The sequence below is a fragment of the Kocuria sp. CPCC 205263 genome (assembly GCF_040981075.1).
Taxonomy (GTDB): domain Bacteria; phylum Actinomycetota; class Actinomycetes; order Actinomycetales; family Micrococcaceae; genus Kocuria; species Kocuria rosea.
In genome coordinates, this window is record NZ_JAVKPV010000007.1 from 208,193 (window position 1) to 228,463 (window position 20,271).

13 protein-coding genes and 2 pseudogenes are annotated in these 20,271 nt (G+C 69.4%); 4 read left to right on the forward strand and 11 right to left on the reverse strand.

Annotation, left to right across the window (positions count from 1 at the left end):
* Nucleotides 1-492: 492 nt before the first annotated feature.
* From RF647_RS13385 to RF647_RS13410, 6 genes and pseudogenes are all read right to left on the reverse strand, one after another.
* A pseudogene (locus tag RF647_RS13385) lies at nt 493-1,524 on the reverse strand (NAD(P)-dependent alcohol dehydrogenase); the annotation flags it as partial.
* Nucleotides 1,525-1,981: 457 nt separating this feature from the next.
* A complete protein-coding gene (locus RF647_RS13390; RefSeq protein ID WP_368812148.1) occupies nt 1,982-3,445 on the reverse strand; it encodes an L-lactate permease in 1,464 nt (487 codons plus the stop codon).
* Nucleotides 3,446-4,285: 840 nt separating this feature from the next.
* Nucleotides 4,286-5,635 carry an alpha/beta hydrolase family protein gene (locus RF647_RS13395; protein WP_368812132.1) on the reverse strand — a complete coding sequence of 450 codons (1,350 nt, stop codon included), beginning with the start codon at nt 5,633-5,635 and terminating at the stop codon, nt 4,286-4,288.
* A gap of 254 nt (nt 5,636-5,889) precedes the next feature.
* Nucleotides 5,890-7,104 (reverse strand): AI-2E family transporter, encoded by a 1,215-nt coding sequence (locus tag RF647_RS13400; RefSeq protein ID WP_368812133.1) that lies wholly within the window; start codon nt 7,102-7,104, stop codon nt 5,890-5,892.
* Nucleotides 7,105-7,529: 425 nt separating this feature from the next.
* Nucleotides 7,530-8,993 (reverse strand): cardiolipin synthase, encoded by a 1,464-nt coding sequence (gene cls, locus RF647_RS13405; RefSeq protein WP_368812134.1) that lies wholly within the window; start codon nt 8,991-8,993, stop codon nt 7,530-7,532.
* Nucleotides 8,994-9,127: 134 nt separating this feature from the next.
* On the reverse strand, nt 9,128-9,811 hold the full coding sequence (locus RF647_RS13410) for a hypothetical protein (protein ID WP_368812135.1): 684 nt from the start codon (nt 9,809-9,811) through the stop codon (nt 9,128-9,130).
* A 204-nt stretch (nt 9,812-10,015) separates the two neighbouring features.
* Between RF647_RS13410 and lysX the strand changes: the two genes are divergently transcribed.
* Both lysX and RF647_RS13420 read left to right on the forward strand, forming a co-directional pair.
* On the forward strand, nt 10,016-13,327 hold the full coding sequence (gene lysX, locus RF647_RS13415; RefSeq protein WP_368812136.1) for a bifunctional lysylphosphatidylglycerol synthetase/lysine--tRNA ligase LysX: 3,312 nt from the start codon (nt 10,016-10,018) through the stop codon (nt 13,325-13,327).
* A 123-nt stretch (nt 13,328-13,450) separates the two neighbouring features.
* The gene (locus RF647_RS13420; protein ID WP_368812137.1) at nt 13,451-14,605 is read left to right on the forward strand and encodes an alpha/beta hydrolase; all 1,155 of its coding nucleotides are present in this window, start codon (nt 13,451-13,453) and stop codon (nt 14,603-14,605) included.
* A 130-nt stretch (nt 14,606-14,735) separates the two neighbouring features.
* On the opposite strand, the gene RF647_RS13425 is transcribed toward RF647_RS13420, so the two are convergent.
* Complete coding sequence (locus RF647_RS13425; RefSeq protein ID WP_368812138.1) at nt 14,736-15,614, reverse strand: LssY C-terminal domain-containing protein; 879 nt, start codon at nt 15,612-15,614, stop codon at nt 14,736-14,738.
* A 406-nt stretch (nt 15,615-16,020) separates the two neighbouring features.
* On the opposite strand from RF647_RS13425, the gene RF647_RS13430 reads away from it, so the two are divergent.
* Complete coding sequence (locus RF647_RS13430; RefSeq protein WP_368812139.1) at nt 16,021-16,380, forward strand: hypothetical protein; 360 nt, start codon at nt 16,021-16,023, stop codon at nt 16,378-16,380.
* A gap of 342 nt (nt 16,381-16,722) precedes the next feature.
* Here RF647_RS13430 and RF647_RS13435 read toward each other — a convergent pair whose 3' ends face one another.
* Complete coding sequence (locus tag RF647_RS13435; protein WP_368812140.1) at nt 16,723-17,442, reverse strand: GAF and ANTAR domain-containing protein; 720 nt, start codon at nt 17,440-17,442, stop codon at nt 16,723-16,725.
* A 697-nt stretch (nt 17,443-18,139) separates the two neighbouring features.
* Between RF647_RS13435 and RF647_RS13440 the strand changes: the two genes are divergently transcribed.
* The gene (locus RF647_RS13440) at nt 18,140-18,844 is read left to right on the forward strand and encodes a GAF and ANTAR domain-containing protein (RefSeq protein ID WP_368812141.1); all 705 of its coding nucleotides are present in this window, start codon (nt 18,140-18,142) and stop codon (nt 18,842-18,844) included.
* A 69-nt stretch (nt 18,845-18,913) separates the two neighbouring features.
* Here RF647_RS13440 and RF647_RS13445 read toward each other — a convergent pair whose 3' ends face one another.
* From RF647_RS13445 to RF647_RS13455, 3 genes and pseudogenes are all read right to left on the reverse strand, one after another.
* Nucleotides 18,914-19,201 carry a hypothetical protein gene (locus RF647_RS13445; protein WP_368812142.1) on the reverse strand — a complete coding sequence of 96 codons (288 nt, stop codon included), beginning with the start codon at nt 19,199-19,201 and terminating at the stop codon, nt 18,914-18,916.
* Nucleotides 19,201-19,920, reverse strand: a complete 720-nt coding sequence (locus tag RF647_RS13450; protein ID WP_368812143.1) for a GAF domain-containing protein — start codon at nt 19,918-19,920, stop codon at nt 19,201-19,203. Before RF647_RS13450 ends, RF647_RS13445 begins: the two co-directional genes overlap by 1 nt.
* A gap of 164 nt (nt 19,921-20,084) precedes the next feature.
* Nucleotides 20,085-20,271 (reverse strand): annotated as a pseudogene (locus RF647_RS13455) (hypothetical protein); the annotation flags it as partial.

Consider the following 20,271-nt stretch of genomic DNA (forward strand, 5'->3'; position numbering starts at 1 on the left):
ACCCGGCGCGGTTCAGTCGCTCACGGAGCGCACGACCCGTGCCGGGGACCCCACCACCACGGACCTCTCCGGGACGTCCTTGGTCACCACCGACGCCGCCGCCACGACGGCGTCGTCGCCGATGACCACCCCGCCCTGGTCCTGGAACGTACACCCCGAATTGATGAAAACCCGCTTCCCGAGGGTGATGTTCTTCCCGAAGTCGGAGTGGAAGGGCGGGAACACCGTCACCGATGCGTCCACCGGCTTGCCGGTGAGCTGGGCCAGCAGCTCCCGCACCCGGGCCGGTTCCCGGTATCCGCAGTTGAGCTCCCCGGTGATGCGCAGGGCCTCCTGGCTGACCCGGTGCATCACCTCGTGCAGGGGCGAGGCCCCCGTGATGGTGCGCCCGGCGTCGAGCTTTTCCAGAAGATCGGTCAGTTCCATGGTGTCCTCTCGGTGGTGTCCGGGCAGCGGGTCCGCAGGTCCAGCGCCTGGGCTCAGACCAGGGGGGGCGGCGTCGATGACGAAGCGGTAGCGCACGTCCGAGGCCAGCACCCGCTCGTAGGCCTCGTTGACCCGGTCGGCTGAGATCAGCTCGGTCTCCGGTGGGATGCCGCGCTCGGCGCAGAAGTCGAGCATCTCCTGGGTCTCGGCGATGCCGCCGATCATCGACCCGGCGTAGGTGCGACGGCCGCCGATCAGGGAGAAGACGTTGAGGCTCAGCGGCTCCGCCGGGGCCCCGACGTTGACCAGGGCCCCGTCGACGGTGAGCAGGGACAGGTAGGCGTCGACGTCGATCACGGCGCTGACGGTGTTGAGGACCAGGTCGAAGGTGCCGGCCAGTTGCTCGAAGGTGGCCGGGTCTGAGGTGGCGAAGTAGTGGTCGGCACCCAGCCGCAGCCCGTCCTCCTTCTTGTTCAGCGACTGCGAGAGCACGGTGACCTCCGCGCCCATCGCGGCGGCGATCTTCACGGCCAGGTGCCCCAGCCCGCCCAGGCCGACGACGGCGACCTTCCGGCCCGGGCCCGCGCCCCAGCGGCGCAGCGGGGAGTAGGTGGTGATCCCGGCGCACAGCAGCGGGGCGGCCGCGGCGAAGTCCAGGGAGGCGGGCACGGACAGCACGAAGCCGGCGTCGACGACCACGTGGGTGGAGTAGCCGCCCTGGGTGATGGTGCCGTCCCTGTCAGCCCCGCCGTAGGTGGGCACCATGCCCGCCAGGCAGTACTGCTCGTCCCCGTTGCGGCAGGTGGCGCACTGCCCGCAGGAGTTGACCATGCACCCCACCCCGACGCGGTCCCCGACGGCGTGGCCGGTGACCTCGGGGCCGATCTCGGCGACGACGCCCACGATCTCGTGGCCGGGCACCAGGGGGTAGTTCTGGGGTCCCCAGTCACCGTTGACGGTGTGGATGTCGGAGTGGCAGATGCCGGCATAGGCGATCTCGATCAGCACGTCGTTCGGACCCACCTCGCGGCGGGTGATCGTGGTCGGCTCCAGCGGTGCGCCGGCGGAGGGGGCGGCGTAGGCGTTGACGGTCAGCAAGGGGAACTGCTGATGCGGTGGGGGCAGCGGAACAGATCGGGCGGACGTCGTGGGAGACCCGTCCGTGCAGTCGCCCGAGCGTGCGGGAAGGGCCCGACGGATCAGCGACGGCACCACCTCATCAGGAATGGCAGGACTCAGGGAGTCCCTGGTGAAGGGCGTACTGGGAGAGCACCCCAGGAGCGGTGCCACCGAGCTGACACCGCTCCTGGCGGCCGCCCACGGACGCGGCGGCACAGGGCAGTCCTGGACATGCCCGGATCTCGTGCTGCCTGGGTGGCCGGCTCCCCGGCCGCGACGTGAATGACCCGGCAGCGCGTGCCGATGCGCCGCTCGCGGAGGACGGTGCGCCCGGTCTGCTCGTCCTGGTCCTCGATGGCGCGCACGAGCCGCTCGTGCTCGTCCAGGGTGGAGTCCCACCGGTCCTCGGTGGACAGCGTGGACTTCGGAGCGGGCGTCAGCCTGCCGCCGGCATCCAGAGCATGTTCCCGATGCCCCACAGCACCAAGCACACCAGCACGAACGGCAGGGTCCTGGCCACCAGGGCCCCGCGGGTGAGGACGGGCCCGGGGGTGTCCTTCCGCTGGAGTGGGCCGGCGATCCGGTAGGCGAGCTCGATGCGCGCCGGGCTGGCCAGGCAGGCCAGTCCGGCCGCCACGTTCTGGGAGGCCATCATCCACAGCGGGTCCATGCCGAGGGCATGCGCGGCTGCGTCCTGGGTGCCGCCGAACATGGCGTTGGCGCCCGTGCCCGACGCCGTGATGTATCCCCCCAGGCCACCGACCACGGGGACCAGGAACAGGTAGGCCTGTCCCAGCCCGGTCAGCGCCGTGGCCAGCGCCTCGGCCAGCCCGCCCCCGGAGACCGCGGAGCCCAGCACCAGGTACAGGCCGGTCGGCGCCGCCACCTGGAGCCACATCCGGCGGGCCTCCCGCGGAAGTCGCCGCCGGTGCTCCCTGCCCATGGAGAGCACGACGACGCCGACCAGGGCGCCGCTGATGGACCACAGGGCCGGCGAGCCCAGCACCGCGCCGAACCCACCGGGTGGCAGCAGGCCTTCGAGGAGCTGCCCGATGATGGTGCCCCCGAGCAGCACCAGGTACGGCACCAGAGCGCGGGCCGGGGCGGGCCCCATCCGTCCCCGGCTGATCACGCCGGCCCAGCCCGCGGACATCACCAGGGTGGCCACCGCACCGGCCACAGCCGTGCCGAACGCCAGATTGGCGGCGAGGACCAGGACGAACAGCACCACGCCCGATGCCAGTCCCATGCCGATCCAGGCGCCGTAGTCAGCGGGCCGGGGCCGGGCCCGGCCATCGGAGGTGGGCAGTCCCCGGCCGGCGATGACCGCGGCCACGGCACCGGATCCCAGGAAGGCGATGACGTTCAGGATCCCGGAGGCCACCCCGAGGTCGTGCAGGGTGACGCCGGCGATCTGGGAGCCCAGGAGAGTGCCGGGGCCCATGGAGCCCCACGGGCCCACCATGAGCGCCACCAGCGAGAGCGAGGCCGCTCGCAACGGCGTGAACCCCAGGGACAGCAGCAGCGGCAGCCCGATGATCACGGAGACGCCGAACCCGGTGACGGTCTCCATGAACGGCACCACCCCGTGCACCATGAGCAGCGCCGAGACCACCGTGGGGCCACCGCCGTCCGAGAGCCACCGGGCCAGCTTCTCCTGAGCGCCGGTCCGGTCCATGACGCGTGAGAGCAGGATCCCGCCGGCAATGATCGCCAGCACCTCGACCAGGATCCAGAAGCCCTCGCCGAAGGCCGAGGACACCTCCGCCACCGGGGTGTCGAACCAGGCCAAGCCGATCACCACGGCTGAGACCAGTCCGGCCGCGGGAGCCACCCATGGCGGCGCCGGCACGAGCAGGAGACCCAGGGTCAGCACCATGGGCAGGGCCGCCATCAGCACGTCCAACGGCGGCCCACCTCCACACTTCTCCTGTCAGATCTCTGTCACCGGCCGATGCTACGCCCCGACGGCGTCGAGGTGATCACTGATGCGGAGGGCATCCCCTACGGCGCCACCGCTTCGTGAGCCCGGCCGGTAGCAGATCATATGTAAAGCAACAACGGTTGGCGCGCCGGCAACCGCCCGCACCGGTGGCGCACCAGTTGTGGCCGGCCCAGATCACTCGTCGGAGGGGTCCTGGGGGTGCACCTGGTACTCCTGCAGGTCCAGCAGCCTGCGTTCCCCCACCCCGTCCTCGCGGATCCACACGACCCCCAGTGGGACCGAAACAGTCTCCACCGTCCCAATCCAGTGCACCACCCTGTGCACCCGTGCCTGCACCAACTGACCCGGCCACAACAGCTCCACCGCTGTGCCGGTCTCGCTCCGGGCCTCCTCGGTCTGACCGTCAGTCACCGCGTCCCCAGCGCCCGCATCGCCCCCTGTGGATCCACGCATACTTATGACTCATCCTCTCCGTTGGAGCGCAGCAGCCGAGGACTGTGACCGAAAGTGGCGCTGATCTGCGGAAAGCCGGCCGCTTCCGGCGCTCTGACGGTGGAGCTGACCAAAGACCGGACCGACAGGTCATGGCCGTACGGCCGAAGACCACGGGGTTTCCGGTCCGCGGTCGCACAGACCAGAGCGTCGAAGACGCATAGTGCGCCGCGCACCAAGAGGCAGCGGCAGCAGCTCGCGCAGATCATTCACCGGGCCTGGACAGTTGAAACGATTCCTCGGGTGACCTCGACTTCGTCCCGGGGCTCAAGCCGTCGCCCCTCATGGTCCAGGGCAGTACGCCTATCGTCGCGACTCCAGGATGTCGTCGAGCCAGTCGAGCACTCGGCGGTTGAGTAGGGAGCGGTTCATCATCTCGCAGTGCTCGCCGGCTCCTTCGGCCGCGCTGAAGTCGACGACCGTGGCCGGGGCCGACAGCGCGGCCGCGAACCGCTCGACCCCCGCCGCGAGAGGATCGTTCTCCGCCCTGGTCAGCAACACCGGGCAGCGGATGTCGACGATCCGGTCGCGGAGGGTGAACTGCGCGGTCTTCTCGAGGAAACCGCGCATGTCGCTGACACCGTTGGCCCAGAACCCCCGTTGGAGGATTGCCCACGTCAGCTTGGGGTTGGCGCGCACGGCTGCGGTGATCCGCTCCAGCAGGGCGTCACTGATCAAACGCGGATCCGCAGCCTCCTCCGACGTCGCCCCGAACCGGTGCACGAAGTCGCGCATGTTCTCGCCGAGATCCCACTGACCCGGGTCCGCGATGCACGCGGCGATCCGGGGGTCTCCGGATGCCGCCCGCGGGGCGAGGTAGCCGCCCAGGCTCCAGCCGCTCACCGCGATGCGGTCGGGGTCCACGAGCGGGGAGCACAGTGCGTGATCGATCAGGGCCGAGACGACCACTTCCCAGTCGGGCCGCAACGGCACTCCCTGCTCGTAGAGGACCCCGCCCTGCCCGGGCCCGTCGAACAAGAGGCAGTGATAACCGCGGCGCAATGCGGCAACCGCGGAGGCGAAGAAGACGTCCGTGATGGTGGCGTCGTAGCCGTTCACGAGGATGAGCAACGGCCGCACCGCGGTCTCGTGGCCGGGGGCGGGAATGAGGTAGACGGGCATGCGGACCGCCCCGTGCTCCGGGTCCGCGAGAATGACCTCGTCTCGTGGCACCGGAACGTCGCGCAGCGCCATGCCCCGGTCGAAGGCCTGCATCTGCGCCCGGTAGGCGTGCAGCAACCGGGGGTCGACCGGCGCGCCGTACAGCGGATGATAGGCGCTGGCGTAGAAGGCACTGGCCCGTAGGTACAGATCTTCGGCACTTGAGCGGTGCCCAGCAGAGGCTGCGGCCTCCGCTTCAGCCACGGCCCGGTCACCGGCGGTGACCCAGGCGTCGTAGAACGCGCCGTCGTCGCCGTCGCCCACCGCTGCAGCCACCGCGGCGACGTCACCGTGGTCGCCGCCGCCGTACGGTGTGTACCCCAGCATCCAGGTGCCGAACTCGTCGTGCATCTCGGCGATGAACAGTTGGCCGGAGGCGTTGCCCATCGCCTGAGCGTACCGCCGGACTGCCACCCGATCCGCTTGTCCGCCGACTGTGACGCAGTCCCGCTCCAATGACAGGACGGCAGCACACGCCGCGACGACGCGCATGCATGATGCTCCAGCCGCGATGACCCCAGCGGGTGTTGCCGTCCGCGGCGGGGGCACGACGACGTCGACGAACGGCTCCGGCATGACGACCTGCCGTTCCCGGACCAGCGCCTCTCCTGGTGCCTGGGGAACGGCATCGGCAGACGGGTCCGACGGTGGTCCGGGAGCACTGTCGGATCCGCTGCCCACGATGCTTCCCATCGACCTGTCCTGTCGGCTGTGGTCGCTGAGTGAACGGCCGGGACCGTGAAGGGTCAGGGCGAGATCCGGGGGTGGGAGGACAAACGCGGGGGTGGAGACGTGGCCCAGGGCGCGGGACGGTCTTGGCCGCGCATGCGCTGGTATCGGCGGCGGTTCAACCGGCTGACCCGGGCGGCTGCGCTTTCCTCCGGGGAGACGGGATCGGGCCCCAGCACTGGGTCCTCGCCGGTCTGGTAGCGAGTGGTCCAGACCTGCAGCACGGCCCAGGTCACGGCGGTCAGCGGCACGGCCAGCACCGCTCCGGCGACCCCGGCGAGCACGGTGCCGGCCGACAGGGCCAGCAGCACCACGAGAGCGTGCAGACGCAGGGTGTGGCCCATGACCACCGGGTGCAGGAAATAGCCTTCGAGGTGATTGACGACCACCACGATCAGGACGACGATCAGCGCCGCGACCGGGCCGTTGGTCACCAGCGCCACCAGTGCGGCCAGTGTTCCGGCGACCAGGGCGCCGACGATGGGAACGAAAGCGGTGAGGAAGACGATGATCGTCAGCGGAACGACCAGGGGTACTCCCGCCGCCCAGAGCCCGATCCCGATGAAGGTGGCATCGACGGTGGCGATCAGTGCGATACCTCGCACGTAAGAACCCAGGATGCTCACCGCCCGGTCCCCGGACTCGGCGAGCTTGGCCCGGGTGTTCCCGGTGAACCAGCGCAGCATGAAGCTCCACAGGCGGGGACCGTCCTTGAGGAAGAAGAACAGGACGATGACCATCAGCACGGCGCCGGTCAGCACCTCGGAGGCCACCGTCAAACCGCTCAGGGCGCTCTGCCGGGCGCCGGCGCTGGCGAGGTAGTCCCTGAGCTGGGCCAGGGCCGCGTTGAGCGTGTCCGCGTCCACCGGCGCCGGCAGGGGTCCGGTGGCGAGGAACTGCTGAAAGTGCTGCCAGCCGGTCGTGGCCGCAGTGACCAGGTCGTCCAGCTGCCCGCGCACCCCGAGCACCACCCCCGTGATGACCCCGCCCATGACGCCGAGCAGGCAGGCGAAGACGGTAACCGCCGCCCCGGTGTTGCCCCACCCAAGGTGCGTCAGAACCTGGACCAGGGGGCGGACCGCGCAGGCGAGAATGAGCGCGACCACCACCGCCAGCACGACGGTCTTCAGCGCCAGTAGGACATAGAGCACCATCGCTGCCACGGCCGTGAGCGCCAGTAGTTGCACGGCCCGTGCCCCGGCCCGGCCCAGCCCGTCGGCCCACGGGGACACCGCCTGCGGCGCGGGAGGCGACGAGTCAACGGCAGAGGCCGTTCCTGACGGCAGGGGTGCGCGGGGCGACGATTCGACCTCTGGACGCTCCGACTGGCGACGAACAGGGAGGAGGTGCGGAAAGGTTCGCACAGGGACCACTTCCTACGGCCGGTGAACGCCGACGCGGCTCATCGTACGCCCGTCGGCGGGAAAAGGATCCCTGCGTCGTGCACACGACGACGGTCGTCAGCACGCGGCTCCGACAACTGTCAGCGCGGCGCTGCCCAGCCCTACCGGAGTCGCCACGTGCCAGGAGCAGCGTGGCGGTGGTCTCACATGTGATCGTGCTCGCGCCCATGAACTCCCGTCTCACCCGCGTCGTGGTTGCCCCGCGGTGCCGGGCACGACTGCGTCCGGCAGGCCGGGGTCGAGTGCTGGAAAGCTCACATGACGGCCGACGTCAGTCGGCAGACGTTGTCGAGGTAGCGCTGGTATCGGGGTTGCCTTCTCCATTCGGCCAGGGAGAGTTGGTGGGCGACCGCACGGTACTGCCTGTCGTTGGCCTGTAGACGTGCCACCAGGTCCCCGCCGAAGGCGAGCAGCATGATCTCGTAGTCGAGGGTGAAGGAGCGGAAGTCCATGTTCGAGGAGCCGATGGCGGCCACGCTGTCGTCGATCGTCAGGTACTTCGCATGCAGCACCGTCGGGGCGGGATAGAGGTGGATGCGCACGCCTGCCTCCAACAGGACGCGATAGTACGAACGCTGAGCGTGCCCCACCAGGAACTGGTCGGCCTCCTTCCCCACGAACAGCTCCACCTGTACCCCGCGGTAGGCGGCCGTCGTGATCGCTGCCAATAACGATTCGTCGGGCACGAAGTACGGACTGGTGATCGACACCTTCTCGACGGCCAGATGGACCAGGGAGGTGAAGATGCGAAGGTTGGGTTCGGAGGGGAACCCTGGTCCCGAGGGAATGAGCTGCATGGCATTGGCAGTGCCTCCGGGAACGAGTTCCGGCTTCCGGACGAAGTGCTGCCGGGGGTCGAGCTGCTCCCCGGTCTCGGTGTACCAATCGGTGGCGAAGACCGCTTCGACCGAGAGCACGATGTTGCCGCTGACCTTGATGGTGAGGTCCTTCCACCGACGCCCGAGTCGTGCGTTCTTCGCGCTGCCATAGGCCGGGTCGATCATGTTGTGGGAGCCGACGAAGGCGGTCTCGCCGTCGACGACGAGCAGTTTGCGGTGGTTGCGCAGGTCGGGGCGCCGCCACTGAGCGCGCAGTGGGGAGATCGGCATCATCAGGTGCCACTCGATGCCTGACTCCGTCAGTCGGCGGCGGAAGTGCCGCCACCCCGGATATTTGCGTGAGCCGAGGTGATCCATCAGCAGACGTACCGCAACGCCTCGCCCTGCAGCATCCGCCAACGCAGTGAAGAACGGGTCGGTGGTGTCGTCCCACGCCATGATGTAGAACTCCACGTGCACGTAATTTTGGGCGGAGGCGACGGCAGCGGTCATCGCGGCGTAGGCCTCGCCCGTGTCGCCGAGGAGCCCTTCGTCGGTCCCTGTGATGCAGGGCAGGGCGGTGAGCCGACGAGCCATGCGCAGCACCGACTCCAGGGCCGGCGAAGGTTCGGCGCCGAGGGGTACCGAGGGAAGGTGCCCGGTGTGTTCGATCAGCCGCTGATTGGCCTCGGCCTGGATAGCGTGCCTACGCCCCCGCACATAGGGGCTGCCGATCAGCCAGTACAGCGGGAAACCGACTAAGGGCACGAACAGGATCAGCAGCAACCACGCCGATGACGACGACGGGCGGCGATTCTCCGGCACGGTCCCGACGGCGACCAGCTTCAGACCGTACTCCATGGTGAGGAACACGGTCGTCACTACGTGCACCCAGCCCATGGCCACGGAGTCTACTGTGGCTTGGCCGAGACGCCCGTGGTTCTTCCGCCCCGGGACTCGCCATGTGTGGGCGAGATGTCGTCCCGGCACCCGGTCCTGTGCACGGGTCCCACCCGTGCGTCCCAGGAGTCGGGCTAGTCGATCAGGAAGCGGCCGATGGCGAGGAATCGCACAGCGTCCACGGTCAGGAACAACCCCACCAACCCCAGCGCCGTTCCGAGCAACAAATGGGCCAGCGGGCCCAGGCGTTTTTGGGCAGCCGTCACGATGCGCACCATGGCGGTGTGCCTCTTGGCCATGATGGCGACGAGGAGCAGGGCCAAGGGCAGCTGGGAGATCAGAGCCCAGAGGGTCCATCCGGCTCCCACCAGCCACTGGGGTTGGTCGCCCGCCGCAGTCACGAAGATCTCGAACGGCACGTCGAACACGACGATGGCGACGAATCCGAGGGCCGTGAGGTACAGGCCTGTCACGTTGGGAGGACGCCGGGTCGAGCTCCGCGCGCCGTGATGACGGCGGACCAGGCGGTGGGTGGCGTAGACGAGCAGCCCCACCCCTACCGCGAGTTCGATCCAGGCCGCTGTGGCCCCATCGCGCAGCAGAGCATGCCAGTCCACCCGCGACAGACGCGAACCGACCAGCGCGGTCAGGACGATCCCGCAGATCGCGGTCCCCGAGATCAGCACGGCCCCGAAGCCCAGCACATGGCGATGCGGAATCCCGGAGCCCAGCGCGGCCGCCCCGATCAGGGCTGGCCCGGGGTCGAATCCGCCCAAGCCTGTCGCGGCCGCTGTTCCGATGAAGCTCCACAGGTCCACCGCTCGCCCTTCCGCCGCTGCACGGGCCGCTTCATCCACGTGACGATCAACGTGATTTGTCTACCGCAGGACCGGCTCCTTGCCTAGGCTAAGAGCGGATGTCACCGGGAAGGATCTCCGCCCATGGGTATTTCCGCGCCGGTTCCCTTGGTTCCCACTGCCGCCGATGCCGACGGGCCCGTGCCCGCGTCCGGACTTGCTCCGGTGCCGACTGCCCGTGAACGGTGGGCGAAGGTGCTGGTCTGGGCTTTCGCCCTGGCCACGGTCCTCGCCCTCGTGCTGTGGTTCGTGCACTTGCTGCGCCCCTCCCTCGTGCACTGGCCGACCATGATCCTGGGTGCGCTCAACATCCCGTTGAGCCCATCGCTGGTCTCGGTTGTCACCCTGTTCCTGCTCACCGGGGCCCTTATCCGGCGCAAGCGCATGGCCCTGGTGATCGTTGCCGCCTTCGAACTGGCAGGGATGCTGATCTCTGCGGGCATCCTCGTCGGGGTGTGGGGCTTCGACCTCGAGGTGGGCCCGGCAGCGAGGACAGGGCCCACCCACCTCGCCTTCGAGGTGCTGGCGGTGGCGGTGGGCCTACCCCTGCTGTGGTTGACCTGGTGGGTGCGAGACGCTTTCCCGGCACGCACGCGGTCAGGGGCTGGTGGGGCCGCTGCGTTGACGCTCGTGACCGGGGTCGCCCTGTCGGTGGCCCTCACTCATGTCCTGCTGCTGGCAGTCACCGCCACGGCGGTCGACGACTGGGCCGTCCTGGCCGCGGCGATCTCCCGTGCCCTGGGAGTACCGGTGGGGAATCCGCGCTTCCACGAGGCGGTGCCCGAGTGGATTCCCTTGTTGACCTCGGTGCTGCTGGCCTTGACCCTCATCTCGGCCCTCTACGTGTTCCTCCGCCCGTCCCGGCGCAACGAGGACTGGTCGGGGGAGCAGGAGGTGGCGTTGCGCTCGTTCCTGGCCGCCCACGGAGAGGACGACTCACTGGGGTACTTCGCCACGCGTCGTGACAAGGAGGTCGTCTACTCCCCCGATGCCCGGGCGGCGGTGGCCTACCGGGTGGTCGGGAGTGTGTCTCTGGCCGCCGGTGACCCGGTGGGAGACCCGTTGTCCTGGCCCCAGGCGGTTGCGGCGTGGAAGGAACGTGCCCGCCGGTACGGCTGGACCCCGGCGGTGCTGGCGGCATCCGAGGCCGGAGCGAGGACGCATGCCGCAGCAGGGCTGGCAGTCACCACGCTGGGGGACGAGGCTGTCCTGCACACCGATCGGTTCTCCCTCGCCAGCACGTCCATGACCGAGGTACGCCGAGCGGTACGCCGAGCCGGCCGGGACGGGTTGAGCGTACGGATCCGCCGTCACGCGGAGCTGCCCGCTGGTGAGCTGAGGCGACTGGGGGCCCTGGCGGAGCAATGGCGTGGAGACGAACCGGACCGCGGGTTCTCCATGGCGCTGAACAGGTGGGCCGATCCGGCCGACGAGCAGTGTGTGGTCGTGACCGCTCATCGCCGCGAGGGCGAGGTGGTGGGCCTGCTCTCGTTCGTGCCCTGGGGGCGGCGTGGTCTTTCCCTGGATGTGATGCGCCGGTCCCCCGACGCGCCGAACGGCACCACCGAGCTGATGGTCGCCGAGCTCATGGAGCAGGGCTCGGCACGCGGGTTCACAAAGGTGTCGCTGAACTTTGCGATGTTCCGCTCGGTCTTCGTCGACGCCGAACGACTGGGTGCCGGTGGATTGACCCGGATCAACAGTTCCGTCCTGGGGTTCTTCGACCGGTTCTTCCAGCTGGAGAGCCTCTACCGGGCCAACGCCAAGTACCGCCCGGAGTGGGTGCCCCGCTATCTGTGCTTCGACGGTTCCTTGGCCCTGGCCCGCACCGGGGCCGCGGCCGGCCAGGCCGAGGGCTTCCTGCCCATGCCCTTCACCGCACCGGCATCGCAGCACCAACTCGACGAGAGTCAGCTGCGCCGGATCCGGGCGCTCCAGGAAGCACCGGTATCCGTGCGGGAGCCCCGACGCACCCAGCAGACCCAGCACCGACTCCGGCACGCGCGCCTGCTCCAAGAGGCCGGAATGCCCCCGTACCCGATCGGAGTGGCCCCCGCCTCCTCCGTGGGACTCGTGGACCCGGCCGCGGCGACCGTCACGACGCCGTCCACCGACGACGACAGGTCACGGCCCCGATGGCGGGTGCACGGACGGGTGCGGGGCATCCGCCACCACGGCGGGGTGCTCTTCCTGGATGTCACCGACGGCGGAACCACCCGTCAGGCCGTGCTCGAGCGCGACGTCCTGGGGGTGGAGCACTTCGGCGTGCTGGCCCGGGCCCTGGACACCGGGGACCTGATCGTCGCGGAAGCATACCCCGGTCGATCCCGAACCGGGACGCCCTCCCTGCTCGTGTCGGCTCTCACGGTGGTGGCCAAGGCGCTGCACCCGGTGCCCTTCTCCGGGTTCGAGGACCCGGAAGCACGGTTGCGGCGCCGATCCACCGATCTGATCGTGCACCCCCATGACCTGGACGTGCTCGCAGCTCGTTCGGCCGCGATCACGGCGATGCGCCGATTCCTCGTGGAGGCCGGCTACCGGGAGGTGGAGACCCCCATGCTCAACACCGTCCACGGTGGCGCCTCCGCACGCCCGTTCCGGACCTTCATCAACGCCTACGGCACCGCGCTGACCATGCGCATCGCTCCGGAACTGGCCCTCAAGCGGCTGCTCGTGGCCGGGGCGGGACCCATTTTCGAGATCGGGCGCAACTTCCGCAACGAAGGCGCGGACGCCACGCACAACCCTGAGTTCACCTCGCTGGAGGCCTACCACCCACTGGCCGACTACCATGACATGCGCGAACTGACCGAACGTCTCATCAAGACCATGGCCACCACCCTGCACGGTTCACCCCTGCTGCCCCTGCGCGACGTCCACGGCGCCGGACGGGTCTCCGTGCTCACCGACGTTTCCGGCCCCTGGCCCGTGGTCCGGGTCACCGACGCCGTCTCGCGGGCGGTCGGACGCCCCGTCTCGATCACCTCCGATCTCGACGAGCTGCTGGAGATCGCCGCCGAGCACGGAGTCGGCATCGGGCCGGGCAAGGGAGCAGGTGCCGTGCTGGAAGAGCTCTACGGTGAGCTGGTGGAACCGGCCACCATCCACCCCACCTTCTACTGCGACTTCCCGGCCGAGACCTCCCCGCTGACCGCCCCGCATCGGAGCGTTCCCGGGCTCGTCGAACGCTGGGACCTGGTGGCCAACGGGATGGAGATCGGCACCGCGTACTCAGAGCTCACCGACCCGGTCGAGCAACGGCGACGCCTGACCGAGCAATCCCTGAAAGCGGCCGCCGGGGACGTGGAAGCCATGGAGATCGACGAGGACTTCCTCTACGCCCTGGAGACGGGCATGCCACCGGCCGGAGGCCTGGGCATCGGAGTGGACCGGCTGGTGATGCTCCTCACGGACAGCACCACGATCCGCGAAGTACTCACCTTTCCGTTCGTTCGTCCTCCTTCCCCACGCGCTTGAACCCGCGGGATCGAACCCCGACATGGTCGTGTCCATCGGTTGGGGCGCCCCTGCATGGCCCAGGCGATCGGCCCTTCACCTCGCGAGGCCACGGTCGGGGACAGTCAAGTGACAGGAGAAGAAGTGCCTGACTACGAACTTACCGAGTGGGTGCCGCTGGTCACCACGGTAGTGCTCTTGGTGATCACCGCCGGGTTCGCGGTCCTGTGGCTGCCCGGCCACCGGGGACCTGGATGGGGCAAGTACCTCGTGCAGGCCCTGGCCTTGGTCCTGGTCACCCTGCTCACGGTCCTCACCCTGTTCCTGAAGCTCAATGCGGACAACCGTTGGTACTCCTCCTGGGCGGACCTCTTCGCCGGTGACGCACCCCGACCGGTGACGGAGACGGTGATCGGTGCGGAACCCGGGCGCGTGAGCTCCCCCGCACCGCTGGACGGTCCGGCGTTCAGCGACCTTCAACGGAATCCGCGGTCCAATCCTGACATCGGGTCCCAGATCGCCGCGGCGTCGGATGAAGGTCAGTGGGTGTCCTTCGACCTGGCAGGGCCCACGACCGGCATCACCCAGCAGCTGCTGGTGTGGTTGCCCCCGTCCTACCTGGACCGCCCTGACCGCGCCTATCCGGTCCTGACCGCCTTCACCGGCTTTCCCGGGACTCCCGAGGCCTACATCCACACCTTCGACTTCGACCGCATTGTGCGGGACCAGGTGGCCCAGGGGCAGCTGCGCGAGCCGATCGTGGTCATCCCCGACGTCTACTCCTCAGGGCTGGACTCCGAGTGCGTCGACGGCTCCGGCGGGCACTACGAATCCTGGGTGTCCGTGGACGTAGTGGAGTGGGTGAACACGAACCTGCGCGCCGCCGACGACCCCCAAGCATGGGCCACCTTGGGCTACAGCGCCGGCGGCTGGTGCGCCACGATGCTCTCGGTACGCCATCCAGACCAATGGCCCCGATCGATCAACATTGCGGGCTACTTCTCCCCGATCTACACACCGGGCCAGCAGTGGGCGGCCCCCGACGACCCCCGTTACACGCTGGGAACGAGCGTCGCCCAGCACCGACCCGACGTGGACATGTGGTTCTTCAGCGGCGGCGGCGACCCAATGCCACTGCAGTCCTTGGCCTCATTCCAGCCGCAGGTGCTGGCGCCGACCTCGCTGACCACCCGCATCACCAGCTCGGGCGGACACCGCCCCGACGTGTGGCGCCCGGCCATGGTCGACTCCATGACCTGGTTGGGAGACACGTCGTCCTACTTCGCGCCCATGGCCTGACCCTCAGGCGCGGCACCCGACCTGAGCCTGACTTCCCCATCTTGCGAGCACGCGCGGAATCGGCGCCGGTGCCACTCGGCGGGCCGATTGATTCGTGGGATCGCCCGGTGATCCTGCCCGACGGAACTGCTCACCCGTCGTCGAGGCCACCTTTCGGCGCCCCGACCGGGCGGACGTCGATGATGGGCAGGTCCCCGTCCGTCTCGATGGCGTCCCCGCCCCCGTTGCGGGCGTGATAGCCGGTGGAGTACTGCTCGACGACGTGGACCGTGGCGCCGACCGAGTGCAGGGACGAGACGACGAGATCACGCTCGCGGTCGGTGTCCGCGGCGATCTTGTGCGTGATCTGGAGGGTGAACAGGGACAGTCCCACGCGCCGGTCGAAAGTCGCCGCCCCGATGAGGTCGACGGCGTACCCGCCCGGCAGCCTCCACCCCGGCGGGCAGCTCCAGAACCGGACGTGGTGGCGCTGGGCCGGGCTGCCCGCCACCTCCCGCTCGAACGCCAGGGACTGCCGGGACCCGAAGGCGAACAGGGGGCTGACGGGCGCCGCCGGGTAGCTCCGGCGCAGCAGGGACGCCCGCACGATGCGCCAGCCGGTGCCCAGGCTCAGCGGATCCGCGGCGGTCCAGCCGGCCCCGACCATCGCGGCGGACAGCTGCTCGGGGGTACCGACCACCGCCAGGTTGACCGGGTCCCCCAGCAGGCCGTCGGAGGTGCGGGCCCGCCCGATGAAGTAGCTGGGGACGTAGATGCCGGTGAGCAGACGGTTCAACCGCGGCAGGAGCACATAGGCCGTCAGCACCCACAGCGGCAGGAACAACCAGGGCAGACGCCCGTCGTCGTCGACCTCCTCGAGGACGAGATGGTAGACGCCCCAGCCGGCCAGCACGCTGGTGACGAGGAAGCCGGACCGGTGCGCCCACAGCACCACGGTGGCCCGCCGGGCCCCGCCCCTGGGCAGCGGGCTCCGCTCCTCGCCGTCGGGGTGCCCACGTCCTGCATCCATCTCGTGCTCCCCGCCCCGTGTCCCGCACCGGACGCCCCCGGCGCCGATCATGGTGTCACCAGGCTAGTGACGACCCCAGCACCGGCGGAAGCACCGCCTGGGGCCGCCGCACGATCGGGTGGTGTCCGAGCTGGCTGATGGCCGCTATCTTGGCCATATGTAAAGCAAGGGGAAGGGGGCGTGCCTGGTCCCGCTGGTTGCGGCACAACCGGTTTTTGCTCGACGGGCTCTGGGAACGTTGAGGGCAGACGAGGGTTTCCACGGTGCGGGTTCTACCCGTCGGTTAGGGAAATGTGGGGCCCTGGTGAGGATCGTTCCTTGTCAGCCCGACAGAAGCTTCCCTGCCGTGGGGAAGGGCCCGGGGCAGGGCCTGAGGTTTCCAGCATGCGATGAAGGATGCTCACCCATGGACCACCAGTTTTCCGTGCTCGTCCAGGTCGAACTGCACGGCGCCTACGTGCGCCTGGTCGTCACCAGGTCCGTGACCGAGGCCAACCAGCACGCCCTCCATCCTCTGGTGGCCCGGGCCCGGACGCTGATCCCGCCGGTGACGGTGACCGTCGATCTCACCGGTGCCGAGCATGTGGAGGCGGGCGCGGTGGACCTGCTGCGCTGGGCTCTTGAGCACGACGGCACCGCAGAAGGGGTCGGCCCGGTGGAGGTGCTGACCGCGGCCGAGATCCCCGCCCATCGCCCTGTGACCGCCCTGGCGGGCCACCGGAGGAACGGGGCCGGGCCCCTGAGGCTGCTGCCGCGGCCGGCGTGAGCCCCGGAGGGCGCCGGTCCTCGGGCCGCCTCTGACCACGCCAGTCTGGCGAACCGTCTCGGGACGGTCGCAGCAGCGCCGGGTCACGTCGTGACTGTCGTGCTCGGGTCCTGGTCGCGTGCAGGCTGGGCTGGAGTGCCTCGGTGTTACGAGCGACGGAGGGCTCTTCCGGATCGGGGTCCACAGCCAGGCGGTGGCAGGGCCGGTCCGTGAGCAGTGGTGTGGACGCTCACGTACGAGATGCGCTTCGGATGCTTTCCCTTCGATGTCGGCGCCGCCGATGACCTCCCAGGGCAAGCGGGTCTGCTCCGCCCCGGCACCGTCGGGCTCTACCGTGGGACCTCAGTTGCCCGGGTCCGGGTGTCGCTGAAGGATCTGGCGGGCGACCTCGGCCATGGGCCGGCCCCGGGTGAGTGAGGCCGTGAGCAGCACGGCGTGGGCGTCGTCGGGGTCGGTGGACCGTTGTTCCATCAGCATCCCGGTGGCCCGATCGATCGCCTGCCGATCCTTCAACCCGGCCTGCAACGCAACACTGAGCTGTTGCGGCGCCTCCGCGGTCTGGGCCGAGCCCAGCAGTGTGGCTGCAACCGCGGCCAGCAACCCCAGTTGCTGCTCCTCGTGGCCGGTGAAAGCATTATCGACGGTGGCGTAGACCTTCATCGTCCCCAAGCATCGGTCCTGGAACACCAGCGGGACACTGAGCATCGAGCGGATCCCCGAGCCAGCAGCAGCCGTCGACCACTGGGGCCACCGGTCGTCGTCGGTGGTGTCGTTGATGCGCTGGAGGGTCGCGGTGGCCCAGGCGCTCAGGCAGGGGCCGTTGCCGAGGTCGTACTGGAGGGCGTCGGCGGTCTCCACGAGATGATCGGTGGCCCCGGTGCTGGTCCGGGTGCCGTGGGCGTCGATCAGGGAGACCCCTGCCCCGGCCACGGAGGGGATGAGGTCCTGGGCGACCTGTGCCAGCTGGTGCACCGCGACCACGGCGTGCTCCTGGGACAGGAGCATGGTCTGGATCCGGGCGAAAACCGCGGTCAGCTCTATGGGTGAGGATTCGGGTTGCAAGGGGACCTCCTCGGTCCAGCGGGGCGGGTCGAACCTACTGGACACCGTGCGCGCCGCCACTGTTTTGACGACCGGTCGTTTTTCGCTCGCGAGGTGCCCCTTCACTGAAGACTACGCCTGCTGCCAGAGGACGAGTCCGGCCGTCGAAGATCGCGGGGCCCGCACTGTCGCCGCGCAGATGAACTCGCTCAAGGGGGCATCTGCAGGCATGGGTGAGAGTAGAAGGAGGTGATGTCCACCCGGAACGGAGTAGCCGCGCCGGGCGGGCAACACGAGTCGTCCTGGTACATCACCGACGCCGGAGGCCACCTGCGGCGAGGCAGCGCGGACGGGCCGGGAGGGCCTGCTTCTACCTCGGGCGGCTTGGGCCGTCGAGGCGTGACGCAACCGGTGCTCCTCGGCGGGGATCGTGAGCGGTTGGTCGTTGCTGGCGCGGTGGTCGAGTTCAAACCGGGCGCGTGGGCGGCTTCGAGGTCCTCACCGAAGATTCTCCGGCCGCTGGTTGATCCGGTATCCGAGCGCCTGTCCGTGGAGGCCTGTCGCCGTCACGGTGGGTTCTCCAGGTGCCTCGTCCGTGGTGGGCGCCCGAGGTATCGCCCCCGGCCTCTGAGGAGAAGAATGGTGGCATCGGCAGGCGGCGGGCTTGCCCGAAGGTCAAGCCCTTTCAGGGGCTGAATGGCCTGTCAGAGGAGAGCTGATGGAACCGGCTTCAGCGAGGGCCCAGCTCAGTGCTGCGTTGGCTCGCGTTCAGGACGTGTTCGTAGAGGCCGGGACAACCGCCGAGGCCGTGGACCGACTGGTGGAAGTGGCCCGGGATCTGATCCCCCTGGCGGTCGGGGCCGGTATCAGCGTCGTCGACGAAAACGGAGCGTGCACCACCGTCGCCGCCACAGATCCAGCAGTGAGCGCAGCCGATGCGCTGCAGTTCGAGCTCGGGGCCGGGCCGTGCTTGCGCGCCTGGGACACGGTGAGCCCCCAGTACGTGCCCGACACCACCACCGATTCCCGGTGGCCCGCATGGGGACGGGCGGTGGCCGAGGCAGGGATCCGCTCGGTGCTCAGCGTCCCGCTGGTGATAGAGGGTCAGGAGATCGGGGCGTTGCAAGTCTACGCCGCCGAACCCCACGCTTTCACCGACCACGAGGAACACCTGCTGAGTCTGCTCGCCGGCCCGGTGGCGGTGCTGCTGGGGGTGGACCGCACCCGGCGCCACGACGACACCTTGCTGGACGCCGTCGCGGACAGGGATCGGATCGAGCGCGCCGTGGGGGTGCTGATGGAACGCCGGAGCCTGTCCGAGGACAACGCCCGCACCAGCCTGCTGGACACCGCCCGCGACCAGGGCGAGACCCTCGCCCAGACCGCCGACCACCTCCTGGACAACACGGACCGACCGGACTGAACGACCACAGTGCCCGGCCGCCCCGGTGGTGGACCCACACTCAGCGCAGCGGTATGCGCTGCAGCTTCCTCAGTCCTCCTGGGTGTTGTCGCCGTTGACGAGGTCCGAGACGTAGGGGGCCTGTTGCGGAGGAATCCGGGCGATCAACTCATTGGCGGCATGGGCCAGCAGGTCGCGTTGGAAGGGCGGCAGGCTGAAGGACTGGTGCAGGTAAGCATCGACCTCAGTCTCCCCGGCCTCACCGCCGAGGCTGAAGTAGTGCAACCACAGCTGGTCTCGGGTGATCCCGGCACGGTGGGTGGCCTGGCGCAGCAGGCGGGCCTGTTCGCGGGCCACGGCGTCATCACCGGCCAGCACTAGGAATCCGTGCCGAGGGAACCGGCCAGGACCGATCGGGCGATCTCCAGCAGGGGTCGGCCCTGGTCCCGGGAGGCCTCCAGCAGCGCCACCCGGGCGTGGTGCTGGTCCAGCCCGCGGCGTTCCATCACGATCCCGGTGGCCACATCCACGGTCTGCCGGTCGGTCAGGGCGGTGCGCAAGGACTGGCTGAGCCGGTGCGGGGCCTCGGAGGTCTGCGCGGCACCCAGCAGAGTCGCGGCCGCCGCCGCCAGCAGGCTCAACCGCCGCTCATCAGCGGCGGTGAACCCGTCAGCGGTAGTGGTGTAGACCTTCAGCGCCCCGATGCAGTGACCCTTGTACAGCATCGGAGCGCTCATCGCCGAGCGGACCCCCAGCGTCAGCGCCCCCGCGCACCAGCCCTGCCACCGGGTCTCGGTGGCAGTGTCGTCCACCCGTTGCAGGGCCTCGGTGGCCCACGCACTCAGGCACGGACCCTCCCCCAGCTCGTACTGCAAGGTGTCCCCGGCCTCGGCCACCGCGTCTGTGGTGCCGGTGGACGTGGTGTGCCCCTGATCGTCGATCAGCGAGGCCCCGGCACCGATCGCGGAGTCCACCACGTCCTGGGCGACCTCGGCCAACTGCTCCACCGCGGAGGTGGCGCTCTCCTGGCTCAGCAGCATGCCGTGGATGCGGGCGAAGACCGTGGTCAGCTCCGTACCCGAAAATTCGGTCTCCATGATGACCTCCCCGGTCTGGCGGACCCGCTCCATGTTCCCTGACGACCGGGAGCACAGGGGAGGGTGTGATCCGCTCGAGAACTGCCCTTGCACTCCAGGATACTCCCAGCACGTCTAGAGATGAGGTTCCACTTCTGGCCCGCGCCCAGTAGGCGGTCCCAGTGCTATGCAGTACCGTCCAGGCCACTTTCACCCTCGGCCTCGCCTGCCCCATCGGCCATCCTTTTCCGGTCGCCGTTGCGCAGGTCCCAGGAGTAAGGGGCGTGGCCACCGATCCTGTGGTCGATGAGCTCGTTGGCCGCGTGGGCCAGCAGGTCACGCTGGAGTCCGGGCAGGCCCAGGCAGTCGTGC